Origin of the sequence: Pontibacter ramchanderi (genome assembly GCF_002846395.1) — a bacterium.
In the GTDB taxonomy this organism is placed as follows: Bacteria; Bacteroidota; Bacteroidia; order Cytophagales; family Hymenobacteraceae; genus Pontibacter; species Pontibacter ramchanderi.
On record NZ_PJMU01000002.1, the window covers coordinates 1,269,151 to 1,289,350 of the forward strand.

The 20,200-nt window shown below is 51.9% G+C and carries 20 protein-coding genes and 1 pseudogene; 12 read left to right on the top strand and 9 right to left on the bottom strand.

Annotated elements, in window-relative coordinates:
* The first annotated feature begins 59 nt into the window (after positions 1–59).
* The 5 genes from BD749_RS12525 to BD749_RS12545 all read left to right on the top strand — a co-directional run bounded on the left by BD749_RS12525 (position 60) and on the right by BD749_RS12545 (position 5,479).
* Complete coding sequence (locus BD749_RS12525) at positions 60–1,682, top strand: hypothetical protein (RefSeq protein WP_101444648.1); 1,623 nt, start codon at positions 60–62, stop codon at positions 1,680–1,682.
* Between the two features lie 321 nt (positions 1,683–2,003).
* Positions 2,004–2,966: an NAD(P)-dependent alcohol dehydrogenase gene (locus BD749_RS12530; protein WP_101444649.1), complete on the top strand. Its 963-nt coding sequence runs from the start codon at positions 2,004–2,006 to the stop codon at positions 2,964–2,966.
* A 216-nt stretch (positions 2,967–3,182) separates the two neighbouring features.
* A complete protein-coding gene (locus BD749_RS12535; RefSeq protein WP_101444650.1) occupies positions 3,183–3,947 on the top strand; it encodes an isocitrate lyase/PEP mutase family protein in 765 nt (254 codons plus the stop codon).
* The gene (locus BD749_RS12540; RefSeq protein WP_101444651.1) at positions 3,941–4,999 is read left to right on the top strand and encodes a bifunctional transcriptional activator/DNA repair enzyme AdaA; all 1,059 of its coding nucleotides are present in this window, start codon (positions 3,941–3,943) and stop codon (positions 4,997–4,999) included. The genes BD749_RS12535 and BD749_RS12540 overlap by 7 nt, the downstream gene beginning before the upstream one ends.
* Before the next feature lie 27 nt (positions 5,000–5,026).
* Positions 5,027–5,479, top strand: a complete 453-nt coding sequence (locus BD749_RS12545) for a GNAT family N-acetyltransferase (protein WP_101444652.1) — start codon at positions 5,027–5,029, stop codon at positions 5,477–5,479.
* A gap of 26 nt (positions 5,480–5,505) precedes the next feature.
* On the opposite strand, the gene BD749_RS12550 is transcribed toward BD749_RS12545, so the two are convergent.
* The 3 genes and pseudogenes from BD749_RS12550 to BD749_RS12560 form a co-directional block, all read right to left on the bottom strand.
* The gene (locus BD749_RS12550) at positions 5,506–6,105 is read right to left on the bottom strand and encodes an NADH-quinone oxidoreductase subunit C (RefSeq protein WP_101444653.1); all 600 of its coding nucleotides are present in this window, start codon (positions 6,103–6,105) and stop codon (positions 5,506–5,508) included.
* 185 nt (positions 6,106–6,290) lie between these two features.
* Positions 6,291–6,869 (bottom strand): annotated as a pseudogene (nuoB, locus tag BD749_RS12555) (NADH-quinone oxidoreductase subunit NuoB); the annotation flags it as partial.
* A gap of 125 nt (positions 6,870–6,994) precedes the next feature.
* Entirely contained in the window at positions 6,995–7,483 is a 489-nt protein-coding gene (locus tag BD749_RS12560; RefSeq protein ID WP_101444654.1) for an NADH-quinone oxidoreductase subunit A, read from the bottom strand.
* Positions 7,484–7,747: 264 nt separating this feature from the next.
* Here BD749_RS12560 and BD749_RS12565 point away from each other — a divergent pair, with 264 nt between their 5' ends.
* Complete coding sequence (locus BD749_RS12565) at positions 7,748–9,160, top strand: thioredoxin-like domain-containing protein (protein WP_101444655.1); 1,413 nt, start codon at positions 7,748–7,750, stop codon at positions 9,158–9,160.
* 141 nt (positions 9,161–9,301) lie between these two features.
* On the opposite strand, the gene BD749_RS12570 is transcribed toward BD749_RS12565, so the two are convergent.
* The gene (locus BD749_RS12570; protein ID WP_101444656.1) at positions 9,302–9,928 is read right to left on the bottom strand and encodes a YczE/YyaS/YitT family protein; all 627 of its coding nucleotides are present in this window, start codon (positions 9,926–9,928) and stop codon (positions 9,302–9,304) included.
* Between the two features lie 178 nt (positions 9,929–10,106).
* On the opposite strand from BD749_RS12570, the gene BD749_RS12575 reads away from it, so the two are divergent.
* Positions 10,107–10,769, top strand: a complete 663-nt coding sequence (locus BD749_RS12575; protein ID WP_101444657.1) for a hypothetical protein — start codon at positions 10,107–10,109, stop codon at positions 10,767–10,769.
* Positions 10,770–10,799: 30 nt separating this feature from the next.
* On the top strand, positions 10,800–11,480 hold the full coding sequence (locus tag BD749_RS12580; protein ID WP_101444658.1) for a hypothetical protein: 681 nt from the start codon (positions 10,800–10,802) through the stop codon (positions 11,478–11,480).
* Positions 11,481–11,507: 27 nt separating this feature from the next.
* On the opposite strand, the gene BD749_RS12585 is transcribed toward BD749_RS12580, so the two are convergent.
* Together BD749_RS12585 and BD749_RS12590 are read right to left on the bottom strand one after the other, a co-directional pair.
* The gene (locus tag BD749_RS12585) at positions 11,508–12,065 is read right to left on the bottom strand and encodes a DinB family protein (RefSeq protein ID WP_245869112.1); all 558 of its coding nucleotides are present in this window, start codon (positions 12,063–12,065) and stop codon (positions 11,508–11,510) included.
* Positions 12,066–12,165: 100 nt separating this feature from the next.
* Positions 12,166–12,546, bottom strand: a complete 381-nt coding sequence (locus tag BD749_RS12590) for an acylphosphatase (RefSeq protein WP_317046356.1) — start codon at positions 12,544–12,546, stop codon at positions 12,166–12,168.
* A gap of 110 nt (positions 12,547–12,656) precedes the next feature.
* Here BD749_RS12590 and sdaAA point away from each other — a divergent pair, with 110 nt between their 5' ends.
* Positions 12,657–13,565 (top strand): L-serine ammonia-lyase, iron-sulfur-dependent, subunit alpha, encoded by a 909-nt coding sequence (gene sdaAA, locus BD749_RS12595; RefSeq protein WP_101444791.1) that lies wholly within the window; start codon positions 12,657–12,659, stop codon positions 13,563–13,565.
* 22 nt (positions 13,566–13,587) lie between these two features.
* Here sdaAA and BD749_RS19255 read toward each other — a convergent pair whose 3' ends face one another.
* Positions 13,588–13,773, bottom strand: a complete 186-nt coding sequence (locus BD749_RS19255) for a hypothetical protein (protein ID WP_143741263.1) — start codon at positions 13,771–13,773, stop codon at positions 13,588–13,590.
* 314 nt (positions 13,774–14,087) lie between these two features.
* Between BD749_RS19255 and BD749_RS12600 the strand changes: the two genes are divergently transcribed.
* Together BD749_RS12600 and BD749_RS12605 are read left to right on the top strand one after the other, a co-directional pair.
* Entirely contained in the window at positions 14,088–15,263 is a 1,176-nt protein-coding gene (locus BD749_RS12600) for a DUF4407 domain-containing protein (RefSeq protein ID WP_101444660.1), read from the top strand.
* A gap of 300 nt (positions 15,264–15,563) precedes the next feature.
* The gene (locus BD749_RS12605; RefSeq protein WP_180336398.1) at positions 15,564–16,820 is read left to right on the top strand and encodes a pyridoxal phosphate-dependent aminotransferase; all 1,257 of its coding nucleotides are present in this window, start codon (positions 15,564–15,566) and stop codon (positions 16,818–16,820) included.
* 80 nt (positions 16,821–16,900) lie between these two features.
* Here the strand turns inward: BD749_RS12605 and BD749_RS12610 are convergent, their stop codons facing one another.
* The gene (locus BD749_RS12610; protein WP_101444662.1) at positions 16,901–17,371 is read right to left on the bottom strand and encodes an Lrp/AsnC ligand binding domain-containing protein; all 471 of its coding nucleotides are present in this window, start codon (positions 17,369–17,371) and stop codon (positions 16,901–16,903) included.
* A 154-nt stretch (positions 17,372–17,525) separates the two neighbouring features.
* Here BD749_RS12610 and BD749_RS12615 point away from each other — a divergent pair, with 154 nt between their 5' ends.
* Entirely contained in the window at positions 17,526–18,479 is a 954-nt protein-coding gene (locus tag BD749_RS12615) for an asparagine synthetase A (protein ID WP_101444663.1), read from the top strand.
* Positions 18,480–18,736: 257 nt separating this feature from the next.
* Here BD749_RS12615 and BD749_RS12620 read toward each other — a convergent pair whose 3' ends face one another.
* Positions 18,737–20,113: a LutB/LldF family L-lactate oxidation iron-sulfur protein gene (locus BD749_RS12620; protein WP_101444664.1), complete on the bottom strand. Its 1,377-nt coding sequence runs from the start codon at positions 20,111–20,113 to the stop codon at positions 18,737–18,739.
* Positions 20,114–20,200: the final 87 nt, after the last annotated feature.

A 20,200-nucleotide genomic window follows, 5' to 3' on the forward strand; every position in this document is an offset into this window, starting at 1 on the left:
AGCGGCGCTTTAAAGAAGCCTAAAACGGCGCGAAATACATGCTGCAAAATAATATCTGAATGAAAACAACTACAAAAATAGGGCTCATCGGGGGCATTGTGCTCATACTGGCCATCGGCATGGCATTCCTGTATAGCAAAGGGTTTTTTGAAGCCAGCGGTAAGAGTAACCAGGAGCTTGAAGATCTCCATCCACTTCTGTCGATCCAGAACCTCCATAGTTTCTATAACAGAGATGTGAGTAAGGAGTTTGATAAACTAGCTGAACATGCGTCTAGTGATCAGAACCTCAAATCGATCAAACTATATCAGTACAGTACTGGCTATGGAAAGATGCTTCTTGATAAAGAGTTTTTCTTTGATTTCAAGGGCAAGCCTGTCAGAAGTGTCGCTTACTCAGCTGATGGGGCGGATTTTTCGCACACCTACTACTTCTACAATGATCTTGGCCAAAACTACCTTGACGTATACATCGGCAGCAACAAGTATGATACCGTGTATACTTTTCGCAATTATAACGAGCAGAATCATGTCATTGATCAGGCGGAATATAACACCAAGGGAAATGGGTTAATAAAGTACACCACCTGGAATGCGAAATTGATTTCGGATAATGTACTGCGGCTGGAAGAGATTATCTATGATGATGACCTGGTGTCAAGCGACATCGTTCCCTCTTACAAACAGGACATGCACCTGACGCTGATCAGTCCAAACGAAGTAGAAGTCAGGACTGCCAGAACGGTGTATCAGGACACGGTACACAACTCTCACTACGAGGACGATTTTAAATTGGAAAATAGGCTGTTAGTTTCTGTTGAAAACCCGATTAGGTACGAGTTGGACAAAGACGGCGATTGGTTTACGGCAGCAGCAAAGGGTTATTCTTACAGAAGAGAGTTAAGCTACTATAAAGAAGGAGAACCAGAGCTAATACGAGACTTCAAGGTCAGTAAGGCAGTGCTTGAAAAGTTAAACGCGCTGGCGCAGACAGTACCTGCAAAAGCGTGGAAAAATCACAATAAAAAGCATTCGGCCATTTCACACAGGGCCGGGTTATTTAAAGCAGGCAAGTATGGCCAGCGCATCGACATAAGAGAGGCGAAAGCAATCGATGACTTTACGCCTGTGTTGTGGCACTTGGTGAGCCTGGACTCGGGAGACGTTGCCGGCTTTGAGAACAAGTGCTTTGTAGCTGGGTACAACACTCCTTTGCAGGATAAAGATGGGTTCAACCTCAGGTGTTTAGCCATTTATGAACGTGTGAATGGCAGTTACATCCTGCGTAAACAGTCCTTTAATGCGATCGAGACTTTCAATGACTACGAAGACGACTTTGCCTATGATGGTTTTAATGAAACAAATTTTTCTGTTAGCCTGGAAGGAGGAGAGGTAGTCGTTCATTACAGCTACATGAGAGGGGAAGCTTCCTATGCCTATGCCTATCAGGACGGAAACTGGGTTTTGGTGAACTATGAGTCAAGCCACAGGACCTGCTGCCAGGCAGAGTTCTACTCATATGATTACAGAACCCAGATGTACCATGCGTCCATCATGAGCACAACAGAGGATGCTACCGGAGATACGACCATCAATGTGCTGCAAAACAGGCCAATGGTGTACATGGATAGCATGGATGTGCAGCAATACGATTATGCGGAAACTGGATTGCTGATTAAGTAAGAAGCCAGGGTTAATCGTCTATGCAGGCGCGGGTTATAAGCCTGCTACTGCAAGGGTGCACACTCGATTTACTTTTGTCCATACTCCTCAACAGACGAAACAGCTTATACCGTGAATACGAAATAGCATTTCAGGTAGGGTTGCAGCACGAGTTGCCGCTGGTGCGAGCCTGTAGCCCCTACTGCTTCTCGGGTGGGAAGGTATAGCTGCGTCGGAAGGGGATAGGCATTGCGCCAGTAAACGATCTTTAAAGTCCTCTTAATCAAAACATAATATGCCTCAACAACAGGTGTAAAGTATATTCCCTATCTTTCACGCATCATGAAAGCAGCAGTACATACCAGGTATGGCCCTCCAGAAGTGGTCAGCATCAGGGAGGTTCCCAAGCCAGATCCGAAAGACAATGAGGTGTTGATACGGGTCTACACCTCGACCGTCAACCGCACCGACAGCGGGTTCCGAAGCGCCGAATATTTTATTTCAAGGTTCTGGAGCGGCCTGCTCAGGCCCAAGTGCCAAATACTTGGCTGTGAGTTCGCCGGCCAGGTAGAGGCGGTGGGCAAGGCAGTGAAAGCAGTAAAGGTCGGGGAAAAGGTATTCGGCTTCAACGACAAGAAATGGGGCGGACACGGTCAATACATCACGCTGGACGAAAACGACCCCTTCACGACCATACCCGAAGGCCTGACCTACGAAGAGGCCGCCCCGATCACAGAAGGAGCCCACTACGCACTGTGCCACATCCGGGCAGCAAAAGTCAGGAGCGGGCAGGAGGTACTGGTGTATGGCCCGACGGGTGCCATCGGCTCGGCCATGGTGCAGCTGCTCAAACATTTCGGGGCGCACGTAACGGCCGTGTGCCACACCCGGCATGTGCCGCTCGTCGAGTCGTTGGGCGCGGATGTGGTTATCGATTACACGCAGCAGGATTATGCCCAGACAGGCCGCAAGTATAGTGTGGTGTTCGATACCGTCGGGAAAACGTCGTTTGGGCACTGCAAACCGGTGCTGACGGAAAAGGGCCTGTACTTCTCTACTGAACTCGGCAAAAACTGGGAGAACGTATACCTGGCGCTGCTAACGCCGCTCAGAAAGGGCAAGAAAGTGATGTTTCCGATACCTACCATCAGCAAAGCAGATGTAGAGTTCCTCAAGCAACTGGTAGAGCGTAAGGAGTTTAAGCCTGTAGAGGACCGGCGCTATAACCTGGAGCAGATCGTGGAGGCTTACCGGTACGTGGAGACAGGGCAGAAAACGGGTAATGTGGTATTGACGCTGCCTTAAGAAAGCAAAACCCAGAACCGTAGGATAGAGCTCTTTAAGAGCTGATCGGCTCTGCAAAAACATGCTTTATCCCAACGGCTGCCTGATAAACAGTGCTGAAAATAAATTCGGCACCACCAGGCAGCTACGCCACAACCTAGGTTAGAAAAAAATACTTGTTTAATTTTCGGTTGCTGAACGAATGTCTTAATCACCTTCTTTGCAAAAAGAAACGTTATGACTTTCAAGCAACTACACGAGCAACCAGAGCCCCTCATGATCTGCAATGTATGGGATGCGGCCAGCGCCACGATAGCCGAACAGCAAGGCTTTCAGGCAATCGGAACATCTAGTGCCGCCATGGCCAGAATGCTTGGCTACGAGGATGGCGAAAAAATGGAATTCGCTGACCTGGTATACCTGGTTAAAAGAATTAAGGCCAGCACCAGCCTGCCATTTACAGTAGATATTGAAGCGGGCTTCGGCAGAACTCCTTCCGCCATCCTGGAAAACATCAAAGTGTTAGCCGATATAGGCGCCGCCGGCATCAACCTGGAAGACAGCGTAGTAGACAAAGAGAGAAGCCTCTGCGACAGCCATAGTTTTGCCAGAACGCTGGAATCGATCAAAGAGGCACTCCTCAGGGATGGAACGGATCTTTTCCTAAATGCCCGGACAGACACCTTCCTGCTCGGGCACCCTGACCAGCTGCAGGAAACCATCAGGCGGACCCAACTCTATGAGGCGGCAGGTGCAGATGGTGTTTTTGTGCCGTGCATGGTAAGCGAAGAAGACATTAGTGCCGTAACGCAATGCACCCGGCTGCCCCTCAACGTGATGTGCATGCCCAACCTCCCGGCATTTAAGCAACTGCAGGCTTTGGGGGTGAAGCGCATCAGCATGGGTAATTTTCTTTTTGAGAAGATGCATGAACAGTTTGGGCACACGCTGCATCGTGTAAAAAAGCAGGCAAGCTTTAACGCCGTGTTTGAGCCATGTTAGTGACAGATTCAGATAAAATAGAGACCTATTACAAAGCCCTGGTTGATCGAAATCAGGGTTTTGTAGGCATCTTCTTCGTCGGCGTGAAGACCACGTCCGTCTTCTGCATTGCCACATGCCGCGCCCGCAAACCAAAGGCAGCGAACGTGGAGTTTTTCACTACTTTCAAAGACGCGCTGGACCACGGCTACCGCCCTTGCAAAATATGCAGGCCAACCGAAAACGCCAACCTGGCCCCCGATCCGGTAAATGCCGCGATCGAGCTGGTCAGAAGTAACCCGAAGGAAAAAGTTTCTGACTATACCTTGCGGCAACAGCAAATCTGCCCTGTGTTGGTGCGCAGGTGGTTCAAGCAGCATTACGGCATCACCTTCCAGGCCTTTCAGCGGATGTACCGGATAAACCAGGCCTTGCTGGAACTGAAAGGAGGAAGAAGCGCCACCGATACCGCCTTCGACGCCGGCTACGAGTCGCTCAGCGGCTTTGGCTATACCTATAAAAAGGTGATGGGGAGTTCTCCCAACCAGGGCAAATCGAAGCGTGTGATCTTGCTGAATCGATTGACGACTCCGCTGGGCCCCATGATCGTGTGTGCCACCGAAAAAGGCATTTGCCTGCTCGAATTCGTGGACAGAAGAATGCTGGAAACAGAGTTTAAGGACCTGCAAAAGCTGTTGGGCGCTACCATTGTGACCGGGGAGAACCAGCATATTCAGCAAGCCCGTATGGAGGTAGCCGAATACTTTGCGGGCAGCCGCAAAACTTTTACTCTTAGCCTGGATACGCCGGGAACTGTGTTTCAGAACCTAGTTTGGGAGTCGCTCAGTCAGATTCCGTACGGGGAAACGCGCTCCTACCAACAGCAGGCCGAGTTGCTTGGAGCCCCAGCCGCCGTGCGGGCAGTCGCCTCGGCCAATGGATTCAACAGAGTAGCCCTCGTAATACCTTGCCACCGGGTTATCGGCAAAAACGGCAAACTGGTAGGGTATGGCGGTGGTCTGGAGCGGAAGCAATGGCTGCTGGAGCATGAAAAGCAGTATGCCGTGCAGTAGTCACCCAAAGTATATAACACTGACCTGATGCTATACCTCAAAAGAACTGATTCAGACGATCCCGACTTTGTAGCCTTGGTGAAATTGCTCGATGCTGACCTGGCCGTGCGCGATGGGGAGGAACATGCCTTTTATGCACAGTATAACAAGATCGATAAGATAAAGCATGTGGTGCTGGCTTGCGAGGGCGAAAAGGCGCTGGGCTGCGGGGCGATAAAGCAATACCAGCCGGGCGCCATGGAAGTAAAGCGCATGTACGTGCTGCCTGAGGGAAGGAACAAAGGTATAGCCAGTCAGGTGCTGTCGGAACTGGAAGCGTGGGCGCGGGAACTTCATTTTGAAAGGTGTATCCTCGAAACAGGCAAGAAGCAGCCCGAGGCCATTGCTCTCTACCAAAAGAACGGCTACCAGCCTATACCTAACTATGGGCAGTATGCAGAAGTGGAGAACAGTGTATGCTTTGAGAAAGTGCTGAACTAGGAGAAAGTGCTGAACTAGGTCACTTTTTACACTTCCGGCTTCGCCCGCTTGTCGGTAAAGGGTTCTTCGTGTGAGGTCAGCTTCACCGGCTCGCCCCTAAAGCCGCTGTTCTCGTTGTGCTGGTCGTAGGGCACTTTGATGCCGTGATAATAGTCCTGCAGTTGGTAGTCTTTGCGAAGCGGGTGGCCTTCCCAGTCGGCAGCGCAAAGGATGCGGCGCATGTCGGGGTGGTCTTTGAAGATGATGCCCAGCAGGTCGAAGATCTCGCGCTCCTGCCAGTCGGCGGTGCGCCAGATGTGGCTCACGGTCGGCACGACAGGTATAGGCTCTTCTGGTGTGTTGTTGCGCGGCACGATCACCTTGAGCATCAGTGAGTGGTCGTAAGGTATAGAGTAAAGATTGTACACCACCTCCATCGTACCTGCCTCCGGACCATTGTCTATACCTGTCACGCTGGAGAGAAAGTCGAAATAAGTCGCTTCGTTGTCGTGCAGCTCCAGGCATACCTCCGCCAGGCGCTCTGTTTGGATCACCAGGTAGGGCTGCAGGTTGTCGGTGTGCTCCGAAACGATCCCCTCCGGACCAAACTGCGCTACTATAAAATCCTTTATCTCCCCGAAGGTCATGTTATTTAGTGAATGAGTGATTTAGTGAATGAGTGAATTTTTAATGAGTAATAATTAATGACGAATGAATAATTCATCAGGCTCGAACTACCTGGCTGCTAACCTTAAGCTACCGGGTTTTGCTCTTCACTGGCCTCTGATGTTGTCGGGCCTTCAACAGACTTTTCATTCACTACTTCGGCCCCATCATTCGTGCTCACCGATTCTCCATTATTCATTATTAATTCCTCATTAGTCATTCCTTTTTCCATTCGTCTAGCCATAATCTGCTGCACGGCTCTGGGTTCGCGGATGGTTTCCTGGCGGATGATCTCCTGCAGGCGCAAAAAGCCGCCGATCAGTGCCTCCGGTCTGGGTGGACAACCGGGCACGTACACATCCACAGGTATGATGCGGTCCACGCCCTTTACCACATGGTAGCCGTGCTCCCAGTAGGGGCCACCGCAGTTGGAGCAGCTTCCCATCGAGATCACGTAGCGGGGCTCCGGCATCTGCTCGTAAAGACGGCGCACGCGGTCGGCCATTTTAAAGGTAACCGTACCAGCCACAATCATCACATCCGACTGACGAGGCGAGGCGCGCGGTATAATGCCGAAGCGGTCGAGGTCGTAGCCCGAGGCATAGGCCCCCATCATCTCGATGGCGCAGCAGGCCAGACCAAAGCCCATTGGGAACAGCGAGGTGAGTCGCGCCCAGTTGAGCAGGTCGTCCAGTTTGGTGATGATCACACCGCCTTCTCCCGTCTTGTCCTGTGGAATGTTCAATGGATAATGAATGATAAATAATGAGTAATGAATAGTGAGTAATGCTGGAGGTTCCTAAAATCGACTCCTTTCTATACCTTCCGTTTTCCTCTTTTGTCCTTTTTCACAAAGTCTTTTGTCAAGAACTATTTTCTTACTTCGTACTTCCGCTCGTTCACGCGCTGGTATACGTCCTTAGGTATACGGGATCGGCTTTGTGGCACCACGGGCTTGGGTCTGATCCAGTCGAGGTGGCCTTTTACCCAGGCATAAGCCAGGCCGAGCGCCAGTACACCAATGAAGATGAACATCTCGATCAGGGCAAACCAGCCCCACACGCCGTCGGTAGCTTCGATCAGGTCGCGGCGACCGAACACGGTGGCCCACGGAAACAGGAAGGCAAGCTCCACATCAAAAATGATGAAGATAAGCGCCACCACGTAAAACCGCGGGTTGAACTGCACCCACGAGTTGCCGATCGGCTCTTCGCCCGACTCATAGGTCGTCAGCTTCTCGGGGTTGGGCCGGCTGGGGCGGATAAGCCGGGCGGTAAACAGACCGATCACCACGAAAATAGCTCCCCCGATCAGGAAAAGCAGGATCGTTCCGAAGTCTGAAAGGTAGGTTTCCTCCATAGCGCCGCAGCAGTTTTACACAAATTTACGATAAAATAACTTCTTGGCATCATACCTGTGCACTGTCTCGCCTGAGGCAGGATACGCGTTAAGTTGAACAGGACATAATCAAAAGCGCCCGTTAATGATGGCTGACCAGTTCCTCGGCCGCCGCACAAGCCAGGGCCGGCCAACTTATACCTGAACACAGGGCAGGGGCGTTATACCAACAACCTTTCCCAGGCTATACCTGTACGAGAGAATCCACATCAAACGAAACCGCACATGCTCACCGGACGCGTCAATGCACCAGAGATCAACACCCCGCACGGCTGGCTCAACACCGACCGGAGCTGGTCTATCAAAGACTTCAGAGGCAAGATCGTATTGCTCGATTTCTGGACGCTGGGCTGCATTAACTGTCAGCACATCGTGCCGGACCTGAACCGGCTCGAGGAAGAGTTTGCTGATGTACTGGTCGTGATTGGCATACACTCGGCCAAGTTCGATGCCGAGAAGCAGACGGAAACCATCCGGCAGGCCATTCAGAAATTCGGAATAGCGCACCCGGTGGTGAACGATGCCGACTTTGCCATCTGGAACCAGTACGGCGTGCGGGCCTGGCCGACGACCGTGCTCATAGACCCGAACGGAAAAGTGGTGGGGCAACATGCCGGGGAGAATGTGTACAACACCGTGCGCCCCTATATCCAGCGCATGAAAGAGGAGTTTCAGGAGGAGCTCAACCAGAAGCCTATACCTGTGCAGCCTGAGAAGCTCGAGGCTAGTGTCCTGTCCTTCCCCTCCAAACTGATCAGCGACCCGGAAGGCAACCTATACCTGTCGGACAGCGGGCACAACCGCATCCTGAAGCTGAACCAACAAGGGCAAATATTGCAGGTGATCGGCAGCGGCGAACGGGGCATTAACAATGGCGGATATGCTGATTCTTCCTTCAACGAACCGCACGGACTGGCCTTACACGGCGATGTACTGTATGTGGCCGATGCCAAGAACAACGCCATCCGCAAAGTAGACCTGCAGCACCGGATGGTGAGCACGGCAGCCGGCACCGGCGAACTCGAATACTACTTTCACGACGATAAGCGCAGCGAACCCGTGAACCCCAACAGTCCCTGGGACCTGCTCATACACGGCAAAAGCATGTTCATCGCCAACGCCGGCAACCACCAGATCCTGCGCATGGACCTGGAGACCGAACAGATATACCGTTTTGCCGGCAGCGGCCGCGAAGCCCTCACCGACGGCCTGCTCGACGAAGCCGCCTTCAACCAACCCAGCGGACTCTCCATACGGGGAGAAGTGCTCTACGTAGCCGATGCCGAAGCCAGCGCCATCCGTACCGTCAACCTCAAAACAGGCATGGTGCTCACCCCGCTCGGTCGCGGCTTGTTCGACTTTGGTGATGTAGATGGCCACGTGGACGATGCCCTGCTGCAGCACTGCGTCGGGCTGGAAGTGATCGACAGCGACGTATACATCGCTGACACTTACAATGGCAAGATCAAAGTGCTTGATATGGAGCGCCACCGCGTGCGTACCCTCACCGCCGGTCTGCAGGAACCCAACGATGTGCTATACCTGAACGGCCGCCTCTGGGTCACCAGCACCAACAGCCACCAGCTCTTCCGGATCGACCTGCATACCGGCGCGAAGGAAGAAGTGAGCCTGAGTTAGAAAGTTAGAAAGTTTGGGAGTTAGAAAGTTAGTGCTTGTAGCGATATTACCCTGTAAGGTCGTTTCCTGTTTGGGAGCAATTATAGGAACAGGTCGCGACCTGTCCGGATCGCGCACGTGCAGCCATACCTAAACCTATACCTACGCCGCCACTTTCGCCTCGATCAGGTTGTTGCGCACCCGCTGGAAGAAGCGGAGTGTGACCTGGAAGATCGGGCTCATGATGAAGGTATAGAAGAAGGTGGCAATGAAGATCGGTCCGCCCAGCACATAGCCTATACCCAGAATCACACACTCCACCAGAATGCGGGTACGGCTTACAGACAGGTTCATTCGCTCCGACAAGGCCAGCATGAAGCCGTCGCGGGGGCCAGCACCCACACCACCTGCTATGTACAGGCCGCCGGCTATACCCGCTATTACCACCGAAACAGCCAGATTAAGATAGTCGAGGGGCGTGTTGGTGGCCGATGGCAGGATGTCGAGCCACAGGAACAGGTCCATGAAGGGGCCAATGAGCATAGCATTGAGGAAGGTGCCTACATTGATGTATTTCCGGTTGATGAACCATGAGATAATGACAAAAAGCAAGCCCACTGCCACGCTCCAGGTGCCAATGGTAAAGCCCATCTGCTGAAACAGCGCGACATTGAGCACCTCCCAGGGGTGCAGGCCCAGGTACTTCACCTTCACGGCAATGGCGTTGGCAAAGCCGAACAAAAGCAGGCCCAGGAAGAAGAAACTATAACTAACTACTTTTTCGCGCATAACTTGGCAGTCCCGGTTTAGTCAGGGACTGAGGAAGAACAAAATCGGGCGCAAGAAAGTTAATTTCAGCCGTAATAAGAAGAAACCAAAACGCACCACACACTATTGTAAAAGCAGTTATACCATAATTGACAAAAAAGTCTTATATTCATCCAGTATTTAGCTGTTTATTACCCCAATGAAGCGACCATTTTTGCTGCAATTGCTAGGCATTTGCTCTTTTTGTCTGCTGCTCGGTTCCGGAGCCTTTGCGCAAACCGAGATTGTCGACTACATGGGCCGCCCTGTCATGGCAAAGCAGTATCTGGACGTAAAAGGCTCGCCTTATTTAGATGATGAATGGCAGGAAGGCTGGGTTAAACTGCAGGATGGAAGAGAATACGCTGGTGTGCGGCTAAAGTACGACCAGGTGGCGGACGAATTGATGTTCAGTAATAAGAAAGGAGAAGCGCAGTTGTTTGTGCACCCAGTGGTAGCGTTTGAACTGAATAAACGGTTGTTTGTGAGCGGTTACAATCCAGTAGATGCTACACCACTGACAGCTTTTTATGAAGTGCTGGTGAATGGCCCCACCCAACTTTTAAAGCGCACATCTAAATGGGTGCATGAAGAAGTGCCATACAGTTCGGCTACGAAAGTGAGGAGCATTATAGAGCAGCAAAATTATTACCTGTCCGATCGGGAGGGTAGGCTAACTAAACTGAAGAAAGACAGAAAATCGCTGCTACAGGCGCTCGGCAGAAAGCAGGCAGATCTGGAAAAATACACAAAAGCTAACCGACTGGACCTAAGACAGGAACAAGACATGGCAAAGCTTGTGGCTTATTATAATACATTGTGATCAACCCTTAAACATTTAACTGAGTGATGTATGAAAACACTTGCTTTACGTTTTAGCCTGGCTTTGTTGGTAAGCTGTCTGTTTGGTCTGCAGGCAATGGCACAGTTCACACACACCAACGACATGGAGGCCCGTCCGGTACACGAGTACAATACCATCACCATGATAGGCTCCCCATACCTGCACAAAGAGTGGGCAAAGGGCACCCTCACGCTCAAGAACGGTACTGTATACCAAGGCATCGACCTGATGTACGATCAGGTGAAGGACGCCATTGTCTTCAGGACACAGAAGGGAGAGGTAAAAGAGCTGCTGGAGCCGGTGCAGGAGTTTAAGATAGGGTATATCGAAAGCAACAAGCAAATGGAGCGCACCTTCCGCTCGGGCTACACTGGCGAGGGCTTGTCGGCTAATGCCTTTCTGGAGGTGCTGGCCGACGGGCAGGTATCGTTGCTGAAGCGTACTTCCAAAAAGATTTTTGACCGCAAGCACTATAGCTCAGCTACCATCGACCGAGAGGTGCAGGCAAGCGAAGACTACTACATTGCAGTAGGCGACAAGGCAGTAAAGGTTAAGAAAACCAAGAACTCCCTCCTGACCGCTATACCTGACAAAAAGGACTACCTGGAGACTTACATCAAGTCGAATGCGCTGAACCTGCGTGAAGACCGTGACATGGCAAAACTAGTGGCCTACTACAACTCGCTGTAAACCGTTGTAAAGCGCTTTGAAGATATTTTAAGCAGCTGCCTCGTTCAGGGGTAGCTGCTTTTTTATTTGAAGGGCCTGCTGCAGGTGTCGCTCCTGGTGCAGCACCACAAACTCCAGCGCCTCCCCGATGCGAAGCTTCAGCAATCTGAAAAACTCCACAGGTATAGCTTTCTTGTGCAGGTTGGCTCCTTTGGCTTTGTCGAGAAGTTGTAGCAACTCGGTTTGGTGGTCGAGGAACTCCTCCAGCGTCTGACGGCCTAGCCGGCTGTTGTTGGGGTTCATATGCCGCACGGTTTTGCTCTTTTTCCCATTGTCGGGCCGCACCATGTCCAGCGACTTTATGCCCAGCCAGGTATAGCTGATCATCTGCTGCGGTTTAATGCCCGTGTTAGCAGCAATGCCCTTCGCCAGCGCCGGAATGTAGTAGCGGCTATACCTGTTGAGGTGCTCCAGGCACTCGAGTATACTCCAGCTATCCGGGGCAGGTTTGTGGTTGAGCAGTGAAAGCTCCAGCGGCACAAAAGCGGCTATCACAGTGTGCTTCTGGTTGCTAACGGTGCGGGAGAGTTGCTCTAAAGTGTTCATAGCGGTCAATCGTGTTCTGTTGTATGTACCGGAGGCAAACAAGCTCAACCTGATATGTATAATATAAAGTTAATATATAATTATACACCATCCAATACTTTTACCTCCGCTGCTCAAACCGCTCGAACCCTGCCAGCCCCTCCTTCTCCTCCACTTCCACTTTCTCGACCCGCGCACGGTCTGGGCCTTGGTGCGCCCATTTCTCCAGTTCCTTTAGCGCCTCAGGCTTTCCCTCGGCTTCCAGGTATACAGTGCCATCGGGCTCGTTCTGCACAAAACCATAGAGGCCAAGTTCCAACGCTTTGCCCTGGGTGCTGGCCCTGAAAAATACACCCTGCACCCGGCCGTGTATGCGCATGGCCACGCGCTTTTTGTCTTTGTTTTCCATCAGGTATAGGTATAGCTCGTTCACTCTCAAAAACGGAGTCGGCAGGTATAGGTTGAGAGGAATAGCAGCGCCCGCCGAAACAGAACGTTTCACCCCGCGAGCCGTGTTATCAAATGGAGCGGGAGTTTAGCGGATTCCTGAAATTTAGAGTATCTTTAACACCCCTGTCCGCCAAGTCGCGGGCCGGCTACAAGCTATACAATATGTCCCTATTATTCAACGATTTTAAGAGCTGGGAAAAGCATTGTGCTGAAACCGGCGAACCCCTATATCAGCCCGTGCTGGAGTACGAAATAGAGCAAAAAGGCCGCACCGAGGAGTTTATTTGGGAAAACATTGCCAAGGCCTACGAGGTGATGAAGGACGCCGTGCAGACCGGCCTGACCGAAGACATGACCTCGCGCTCCGGTATGGTGAACAACAGCGCCAAGAAAGTAGCGAAGTCGCCGGTAACGGTGCTGTCGCCGGAGTTTCAGATGCTGGTTTCGCGCGCGCTGGGTGCCAAGGAGGTGAACTCCTGCATGGGCCGCGTGGTGGCCGCGCCAACGGCCGGTGCTTCCGGCATACTGCCCGGCACGCTTACGACACTGCAGGAACTGCACGGCCTCGAAGACCGCAAGATTCATGAAGGTCTTCTGGTGGCCGCAGGTATAGCACTCATCATTGAGCAGAACGCCTCGCTGGCAGGCGCCGTGGGCGGTTGTCAGGCCGAAACAGGTAGTGCGGCAGCTATGGCAGCCGGCGCGATTGTGTATTGCCTCGGCGGCAATGTAGAGCAGGTGTTTGCGGCAGTGGCCATTACCATCCAGTGCATGTTGGGTTTGGTGTGCGACCCGGTAGCAGGCCTGGTAGAGGTGCCGTGCATTGTGCGAAACGCCAGTGCGGCGGCCATCGCCTACTCTTCTTCGCAGCTGGCCATCGCCGGCGTTAACCCGGTTATACCTGTCGATCAATGTGTGGCCGCCCTTGGTGAGGTAGGCGAGAGCATGGAGCGCAAGTACAAGGAAACCGCCCTTGGTGGACTGGCCAATACCCCCAAAGCCCGCGAGATCGAAAAATTCGTGCTGGTGCAGGACGTGGAGATTCTGCCGGACGAAGACGAGAACAGCTGATTTAAGTTAGAAAGTTAGAGAGTTAAAAAGGTAGAAAGTTTTCTGGCTGATAGGTATAGAAAGGCAGTGGCTGCAGAGGTCGCTGCCTTTCACTATCTATACCTATACCTGATGCCGCATCTCTTTGTGGCTTAATCTTATTTTCTATACCTGAAGATTGCTGGTCTGCTGACAAGTCGCTATACCTGCACTTCTCTCTTTTTGTCATTCTGTAAGAATCTTGGTAAAAAGGGGACCCTACACCGCTAGTAGCATCGGCTTAACCTCCCGGGTAAGGAGCTTTACGTGCAGATTCAGGCAAGTCACTATACCTGCGTTCGTGTACTTAAAATGGGGTGAGACGAGCCGTAAATACGTTGAACTTAACGGGCTCAGGCGTGTGTTGCCGCAGTAGCGGGGCAGTTCGTCACATTTTAGAGGTGGTTCATCACATTTTAAAGGATAAAAGTATTAAAGCCAGTAAGTTAGGCGTTGTTATTGCATACTGCCTTTGCATCAGCTTTAACCTGTACAGGACAATACATGAAGAAATTTTTTTGGTGGTGCGCCGGTGCCGACGATACCATACTTGAGAAATGCTCCAAGTCGGAGCACATAAAATATGCCGGTGTAGGCGCCACCGTTCTCTTTACAGGTGTGCTGGCCAGCTTATCGGGTGGCTACGCCCTCTACACTGTCTTTGATTCGGTGCCGATGGCCGTGACCTTTGGTCTGCTCTGGGGCGCCGTTATCTTCAACCTCGACCGTTTTATCGTTTCAACCATCCGCAAAGAAGGCCGCTTCTGGAAAGAGCTGCTGATGGTGACGCCGCGTATCCTGCTGGCACTGGTGCTGGCCGTGGTTATTTCCAAGCCGTTGGAGCTCAAGATATTTGACAAAGAGATACAGGCCGTCCTGAAAGAAAAGCAGGCTGAGCTCGCCATTCAGCACAAAGCGTTGGTGAACAAGCAGTTTGCCGAGGTCGACTCCGTAAAATCAGAGATTGCAGGTATACGGGCAGAGCTAGAAGCCAAAATACAGGAGCGTAACAAGCTTTACGAAATGGTAGCCGCCGAGGCCGATGGTACAGGAGGTACCGGCAAAATAGGCAGAGGCCCCATTTACGAGGAAAAGAAGCGGCAGTACGACAAAGTAGACGAGGAACTGAAGCTGCTGCAGGCCAGCGCCGCCGACAGAATCCTGGTAAAGGAGCAGCGCATCACCGACCTCATGAAGCAGTACGACAGCCAGGTAGCCGAAGGACAGCAGAGCTTCTCGAACTACGATGGCCTGATGGCCCGGATCGATGCCCTGAACCAACTGCCCTGGCTGCCGGTGTTCTTCATCACGCTGCTGTTCGTCTGCCTCGAAACTGCCCCGATCTTCACGAAGCTGATCACCAGCAAAGGCCCTTACGACGACATTCTGAAAGGCGTGGAGCACGAGCGCACCACGCAGGAAATGCACCGCGTGCAAGAGCGTCAGAAACAGTACGACACCCGCCATGCCGTGGCCGAAGCCAAATTTGCTGCCCGCCAGGAGTTTGAGATAGAAGCCAAGCGCGAGGAAGAGCGCATCAAGTCAGACGCTCACCTGGATGTGGTGCGTGAGTCTGCCGCCGTTTGGCGCGAGCGTAAACTGGCCGACATCAACCGTAGCCCCAACACCGCCGCTGATATATTGAACGACGGCGAGGAGAGTAGTTATTATCAATGGTAGGCAGGGCGTTGGAGCCTTTTAACTGGTTCTCCATTGGTCTGCATCCCTGTGTAAGATAGGGATCATGTGAGCAATGTTAGCCCAAGTGTCTTTACTGTCATTTCGACCTTTGGGAGAAATCTGAAGTAATGCCAATATACTGAATGCACCCAGATCTCTCCATTCTGTCGAGATGACAATGTTGGATAGTCCTGGCTAACGCCAATTGGCATCTCACTAGCTAATATCAGTTTTTGTATCGCTTTTGGGGCATACTTTTTCCAGAAGTTAGTATCTTGTTGCGTACTAACTTACAGGCTCATGACCGTTTCTAAAATGGCGCAAAACCTCATCGGCTCCGAGATTATCAAACTCGCCGGTGAAGTCAACGCAATGATTGCCAAAGGCGAGCAGATCTGCAACCTCACCATCGGCGACTTCGACCCCAAGATATTTCCTATACCTGGCGAGCTGCGTGCCGGCATTGCCGAAGCCTATTCCGAAGGCCATACCAATTATCCGCCTGCCAACGGTGTGGCCGTGCTTCGCAAAGCCGTAGCCGACTTCACCCGAGACCGCTTGGGCCTGACGTACCCCGAAAACGACATACTGGTGGCCGGCGGCTCCCGTCCGCTTATCTACGCTACCTACCTGGCCCTCGTAGACCCTGGCGACAAAGTGGTTTTCCCAACGCCATCGTGGAACAACAACCACTACTGCCACCTCTCCAGTGCCACGCCCGTGATGGTGGAGACCAGTCCCGAGAACAACTTTATGCCAACTGCCGCCGACGTGGCTTCCAGTCTGAAGGGCGCTACTCTGCTGGCGCTTTGCTCGCCGCTCAACCCGACGGGTACTATGTTCTCCAAAAAAGATCTGGAGGACATTTGCGATCTGGTGATAGCCGAAAACAAAAGCCGTGGCGCAGACGAGAAGCCGCTTTATATCCTCTACGACCAGATTTATTGGATGCTGACTTTCGGCGAGCACAAGCACTACGATCCGGTGAACCTGCGCCCTGAACTGCGCGACTACACCATTTACATCGATGGCACCTCTAAATGCTTTGCTGCTACAGGCGTGCGCGTTGGCTACGCCTTCGGCCCAACGGTGGTGATCGACAAAATGAAGGCGATACTCGGCCACGTGGGTGCCTGGGCGCCGAAAGCCGAGCAAATGGCTACCGCCCGCTTCCTGCACCAGACCGATGCGGTGGATGTGTTCCTGGATGAGTTCAAGCACAACGTGCGCGAGAGCTTAGATATCCTCTACCGGGCCTTCCAGGATCTGAAAAAAGAAGGGTTTAACGTGGATGCCATTGAGCCGATGGGTGCCATATACCTTTCCGCCAAACTCGATCTTGCCGGTAAAACCACACCATCCGGACAGGTACTCCAGACCAGCAAAGATATCAGCTTCTATATACTGCAGGAAGCCAAACTGGCTGTCGTGCCATTTTCTGCCTTCGGTTCTGCCCCGGAGTTGGGCTGGTTCCGTTTGTCTGTAGGCGGTGCCTCGCTGGACAGCATTAAAGACTCGCTGGGCAGATTGCGAGCAGCACTTCAAAAGCTGAAGTAAGGTATAGCTTAGCTCAAAGCAGTCAACTTTACGAATGAAGTAGCAGCAAAGCCGCTTCGGGTCAGTCCGGAGCGGCTTTGCTATACCTTCTCCGCCCCTACAGAGATTTGCCGCGAGATGCTTTCCTCCAGCGAGATAAACGTTTCGGTGCGGTGCACACCTGCTATACCTTGCATTTTTTCGTTGAGTACCTCGCGCAGGTGTTTGGTGTCGCGGCAAATGATCTTGACGAACATGCTATAGGCGCCAGTGGTGTAGTGCAATTCCACGATCTCAGGTATAAGACGCATTTTCTCCACCACTTCCTTGTAGGCCGACCCTTTCTCCAGAAACACTCCAATAAAGGCACATATGTCGTAGCCTATGGCAGCCGGGTTGATAAGCAACTGCGCACCCTGTACAACGCCCATCTCCGTCAGTTTTTTCAAACGTACGTGAATTGTGCCGCCCGATACGCCTAGCTCTTTGGCTATATCAGTATAAGCACGGTTCACATTCTGCATCAAAAGGTGCAGTATCTGGCGGTCGAGTTTATCAATTTGTAAATCCATACCCCTTTTTCTATCCTATATTTTAAAGATTTAACAAAAATGACTTCTATATATTTGATTATTTTCAACAAAATTACTTAAATGTTAAATATTTTTCAATAAAAAACTGTATTAGGTATGTTTGTAATACTATAAACCATTAAAAATTAGTTGAATGGAATTGCAAACACTCACACAGCCGACCGTGCTCGAAACTACCATGAAGCACTTGAGTCGCGCGTCTCTGCCCAAAGTGCTTAAAGTACAGCAAGGGATTATCCGTGCCACGCACGATTTTATGTTTAAAAAAGGCCTGACGCAGCTCATGCCGCTCATGCTATCACCTATCACCGATCCGCTCAACCACGGCGTAGTCGATGCCAGCATTGGCTATGCTGACCAACGCTGGAGCCTCACCAAGTCCATGATCTTCCACAAGCAACTGGCCCTGGTGAACTCCGAGCTCGATAGCCTCTACATCGTTTCACCGAACGTACGCCTCGAGTTTTCAGACCGCGCCGATACTGGCCGTCACTTATTCGAGTTCACGCAGGTTGATTTTGAGTTTCGTGGTAAAGACCGCTTTTTCGTGATGGAGTTTATGGAGGAACTGGTGAACTACATTTTCGCGAGTCTGAACCGCGATCTACCTGAAACCCTGATCGAATTGCGTGGCGAGTTGCTGCCACAGTACGAAAAGTGGCCCGTATACCGCACCGAAAAGCTGGAAGCCGCCCTTGGTCCGGATTATGAGAAGCTGAAATCGGAAGAAGCAACGGAGCCGTTCTGGCTGATCAACCACAAGCGAGAGTTCTACGACAAAGAAGACCCGAGCCGCCGCGGCACCTACCTGAACTATGACGTGATCTGGCCCGAAGGCTTTGGCGAAGGTTTGTCTGGTGCCGAGCGGGAGCACGAGTATAAGCAGATTCTGAAGCGCATGGAGGAAGTTGGAACCAGTCAGGAGACCTTCAAACACTACCTGGAAGTAGCCAAAGCGGGGTTATTGCCTAAAACGGCCGGTGCTGGTTTCGGGGTGGAGCGTATGACGCGGTTTATTTGTCGACTGAAGGATGTGGATGAAGTGACGGTGTTTTCGCGTAAGCCCTGCACTCCTGCAATTTTTTAAAGGTATAGGATATGGATGATGGTAATAATTGCCTGAGGAATCAGGCACTGAATGGAATGTAAAAGGCCTGCAAAGTTAATTTGCAGGCCTTTTTGTGTTTATGTGGTAGTCTATTGCGCGAGCGTCCACGCTCGTGTCTACTATAGAGAGACCTCTGGCCTCTAAAGCATTATTGGGTTAATTTAGCAGCTGGGGGCAAAAGGGCGTCGATTGTGCACGAGAATCCTGAAAATCCCTTAATCCTGCAAATCCTGATCCTACTTCCCCTCCCGCTCTCTCCAAAGCTGGTTAAACGACTTCGGCGCTACTTTGATAGGCTCGCGGCGCTTGCTCCAGGTATCTTTAAGCACTTGTTTCAGCACGAAGTTCTTTACGCCGGCAGGGGCCATGTTCAGCAGCTTGCGGCTCTTCATGGCCTTTAGCCACAGCTTAAATGTCGTGCGCTCGTTCTTCTCGGCAAAGCCTTGCTCTACACTCTGGCGGCGGTTAAGCAGCAGCAGGTTGTGGATATTTATCTTCACGGGACATACCGACGTACAGGCGCCGCAAAGCGAACTGGCAAAGCTCAAGTGCTTGTTTTCGGCCATGCCGTTGTAGTGCGGCGTGATCACGGAGCCAATCGGGCCGCTGTAGGTGCTCTCGTAGGTATGGCCGCCGATGTTCTTGTATACCGGACACACATTCAGGCAGGCGCCGCAGCGGATGCAGTTCAGAGCTTCGCGCTTCTCTGGCAAAGCCAGTAGCTCCGTACGGCCATTGTCGAGCAGCACCACATACATCTCCTCTGGTCCGTCCTTCTCGTTTGGCTGGCGCGGACCCGTGAAAATGGTGTTGTAAATAGTCACTTGCTGGCCGGTGCCGCTCGTGCTCAGCAGTGGCCAGAACAGGTCGAGATCCATCACCGAGGGCAGGATCTTCTCTATACCTACAATGGCAATGTGCGTTTTCGGGAAAGCGGTTGACAAGCGTCCGTTGCCTTCGTTCTCCGTTACAGCCACACCACCAATATCAGCCAGCAGGAAGTTGCCGCCGGTTATACCTACCTCGGCCTCGGTATACTTGGCGCGGAGCAGGCGACGGGCCGTGGCTACCAGTTCCTCTGCACTCTCGGTCGGGGCGATCTTGAGCTTCTTTACAAAGAGATCTGCAATGTCCTTTTTGGACATGTGCATGGCCGGGGTCACGATGTGGTAAGGCCGTTGCTCGGCCAGCTGCACAATGTACTCGCCTAAGTCAGTTTCCACCGTCTCCACACCATTCTTCTCCAGGAAGTTGTTCAGGTGAATCTCCTCCGTGGTCATCGACTTCGACTTTACCACCGAACGGGCACGTTTCTTCTTCATGATCTGGCCAATCTCCTTCAACGCCTCCTCGGCATTGCGGGCCCAGATCACTTTGCCACCACGGGCCGTGAAATTCGACTCAAACTCCATCAAATACTTATCGAGGTTGTTGATGGCGTTTGTTTTTATGAAAGAAGCCCTTTCGCGGGCGAGCTCGTGATCGCTGTATTGGGTAAGGCCACGCTGCACAGCGGCGTTGTACTTGCCGATGTTGAACTTGATGGTGGAGCGGTGGCCCAGGTCAAATGATTTCGTTTCGGCGTCCAGCAGAAACTGTTTTAGTCTACTCATATAAATAAACCCTGCGGTTTTCCCGAAAACGGCTAGTAATCAGGAAGTGCTATTAAAAGAAAAACACCCTTAAAGTTAGGGTGTTTT

Bases quoted from the DNA above. Each gene is read 5' to 3' on its own strand.
- BD749_RS12560 (WP_101444654.1), bottom strand. From the start codon at position 7,483: ATGGAGGAAACCTACCTTTCAGACTTCGGAACGATCCTGCTTTTCCTG.
- BD749_RS12545 (WP_101444652.1), top strand. From the start codon at position 5,027: ATGCTATACCTCAAAAGAACTGATTCAGACGATCCCGACTTTGTAGCC.
- BD749_RS12575 (WP_101444657.1), top strand. From the start codon at position 10,107: ATGAAGCGACCATTTTTGCTGCAATTGCTAGGCATTTGCTCTTTTTGT.
- BD749_RS12580 (WP_101444658.1), top strand. From the start codon at position 10,800: ATGAAAACACTTGCTTTACGTTTTAGCCTGGCTTTGTTGGTAAGCTGT.
- BD749_RS12565 (WP_101444655.1), top strand. From the start codon at position 7,748: ATGCTCACCGGACGCGTCAATGCACCAGAGATCAACACCCCGCACGGC.
- BD749_RS12610 (WP_101444662.1), bottom strand. From the start codon at position 17,371: ATGGATTTACAAATTGATAAACTCGACCGCCAGATACTGCACCTTTTG.
- BD749_RS12615 (WP_101444663.1), top strand. From the start codon at position 17,526: ATGGAATTGCAAACACTCACACAGCCGACCGTGCTCGAAACTACCATG.
- BD749_RS12535 (WP_101444650.1), top strand. From the start codon at position 3,183: ATGACTTTCAAGCAACTACACGAGCAACCAGAGCCCCTCATGATCTGC.
- BD749_RS12585 (WP_245869112.1), bottom strand. From the start codon at position 12,065: ATGAACACTTTAGAGCAACTCTCCCGCACCGTTAGCAACCAGAAGCAC.
- BD749_RS12530 (WP_101444649.1), top strand. From the start codon at position 2,004: ATGAAAGCAGCAGTACATACCAGGTATGGCCCTCCAGAAGTGGTCAGC.
- BD749_RS12620 (WP_101444664.1), bottom strand. From the start codon at position 20,113: ATGAGTAGACTAAAACAGTTTCTGCTGGACGCCGAAACGAAATCATTT.
- BD749_RS12540 (WP_101444651.1), top strand. From the start codon at position 3,941: ATGTTAGTGACAGATTCAGATAAAATAGAGACCTATTACAAAGCCCTG.
- BD749_RS12550 (WP_101444653.1), bottom strand. From the start codon at position 6,105: ATGACCTTCGGGGAGATAAAGGATTTTATAGTAGCGCAGTTTGGTCCG.
- BD749_RS19255 (WP_143741263.1), bottom strand. From the start codon at position 13,773: ATGACAAAAAGAGAGAAGTGCAGGTATAGCGACTTGTCAGCAGACCAG.
- sdaAA (WP_101444791.1), top strand. From the start codon at position 12,657: ATGTCCCTATTATTCAACGATTTTAAGAGCTGGGAAAAGCATTGTGCT.
- BD749_RS12605 (WP_180336398.1), top strand. From the start codon at position 15,564: ATGACCGTTTCTAAAATGGCGCAAAACCTCATCGGCTCCGAGATTATC.
- BD749_RS12600 (WP_101444660.1), top strand. From the start codon at position 14,088: ATGAAGAAATTTTTTTGGTGGTGCGCCGGTGCCGACGATACCATACTT.
- BD749_RS12570 (WP_101444656.1), bottom strand. From the start codon at position 9,928: ATGCGCGAAAAAGTAGTTAGTTATAGTTTCTTCTTCCTGGGCCTGCTT.
- BD749_RS12525 (WP_101444648.1), top strand. From the start codon at position 60: ATGAAAACAACTACAAAAATAGGGCTCATCGGGGGCATTGTGCTCATA.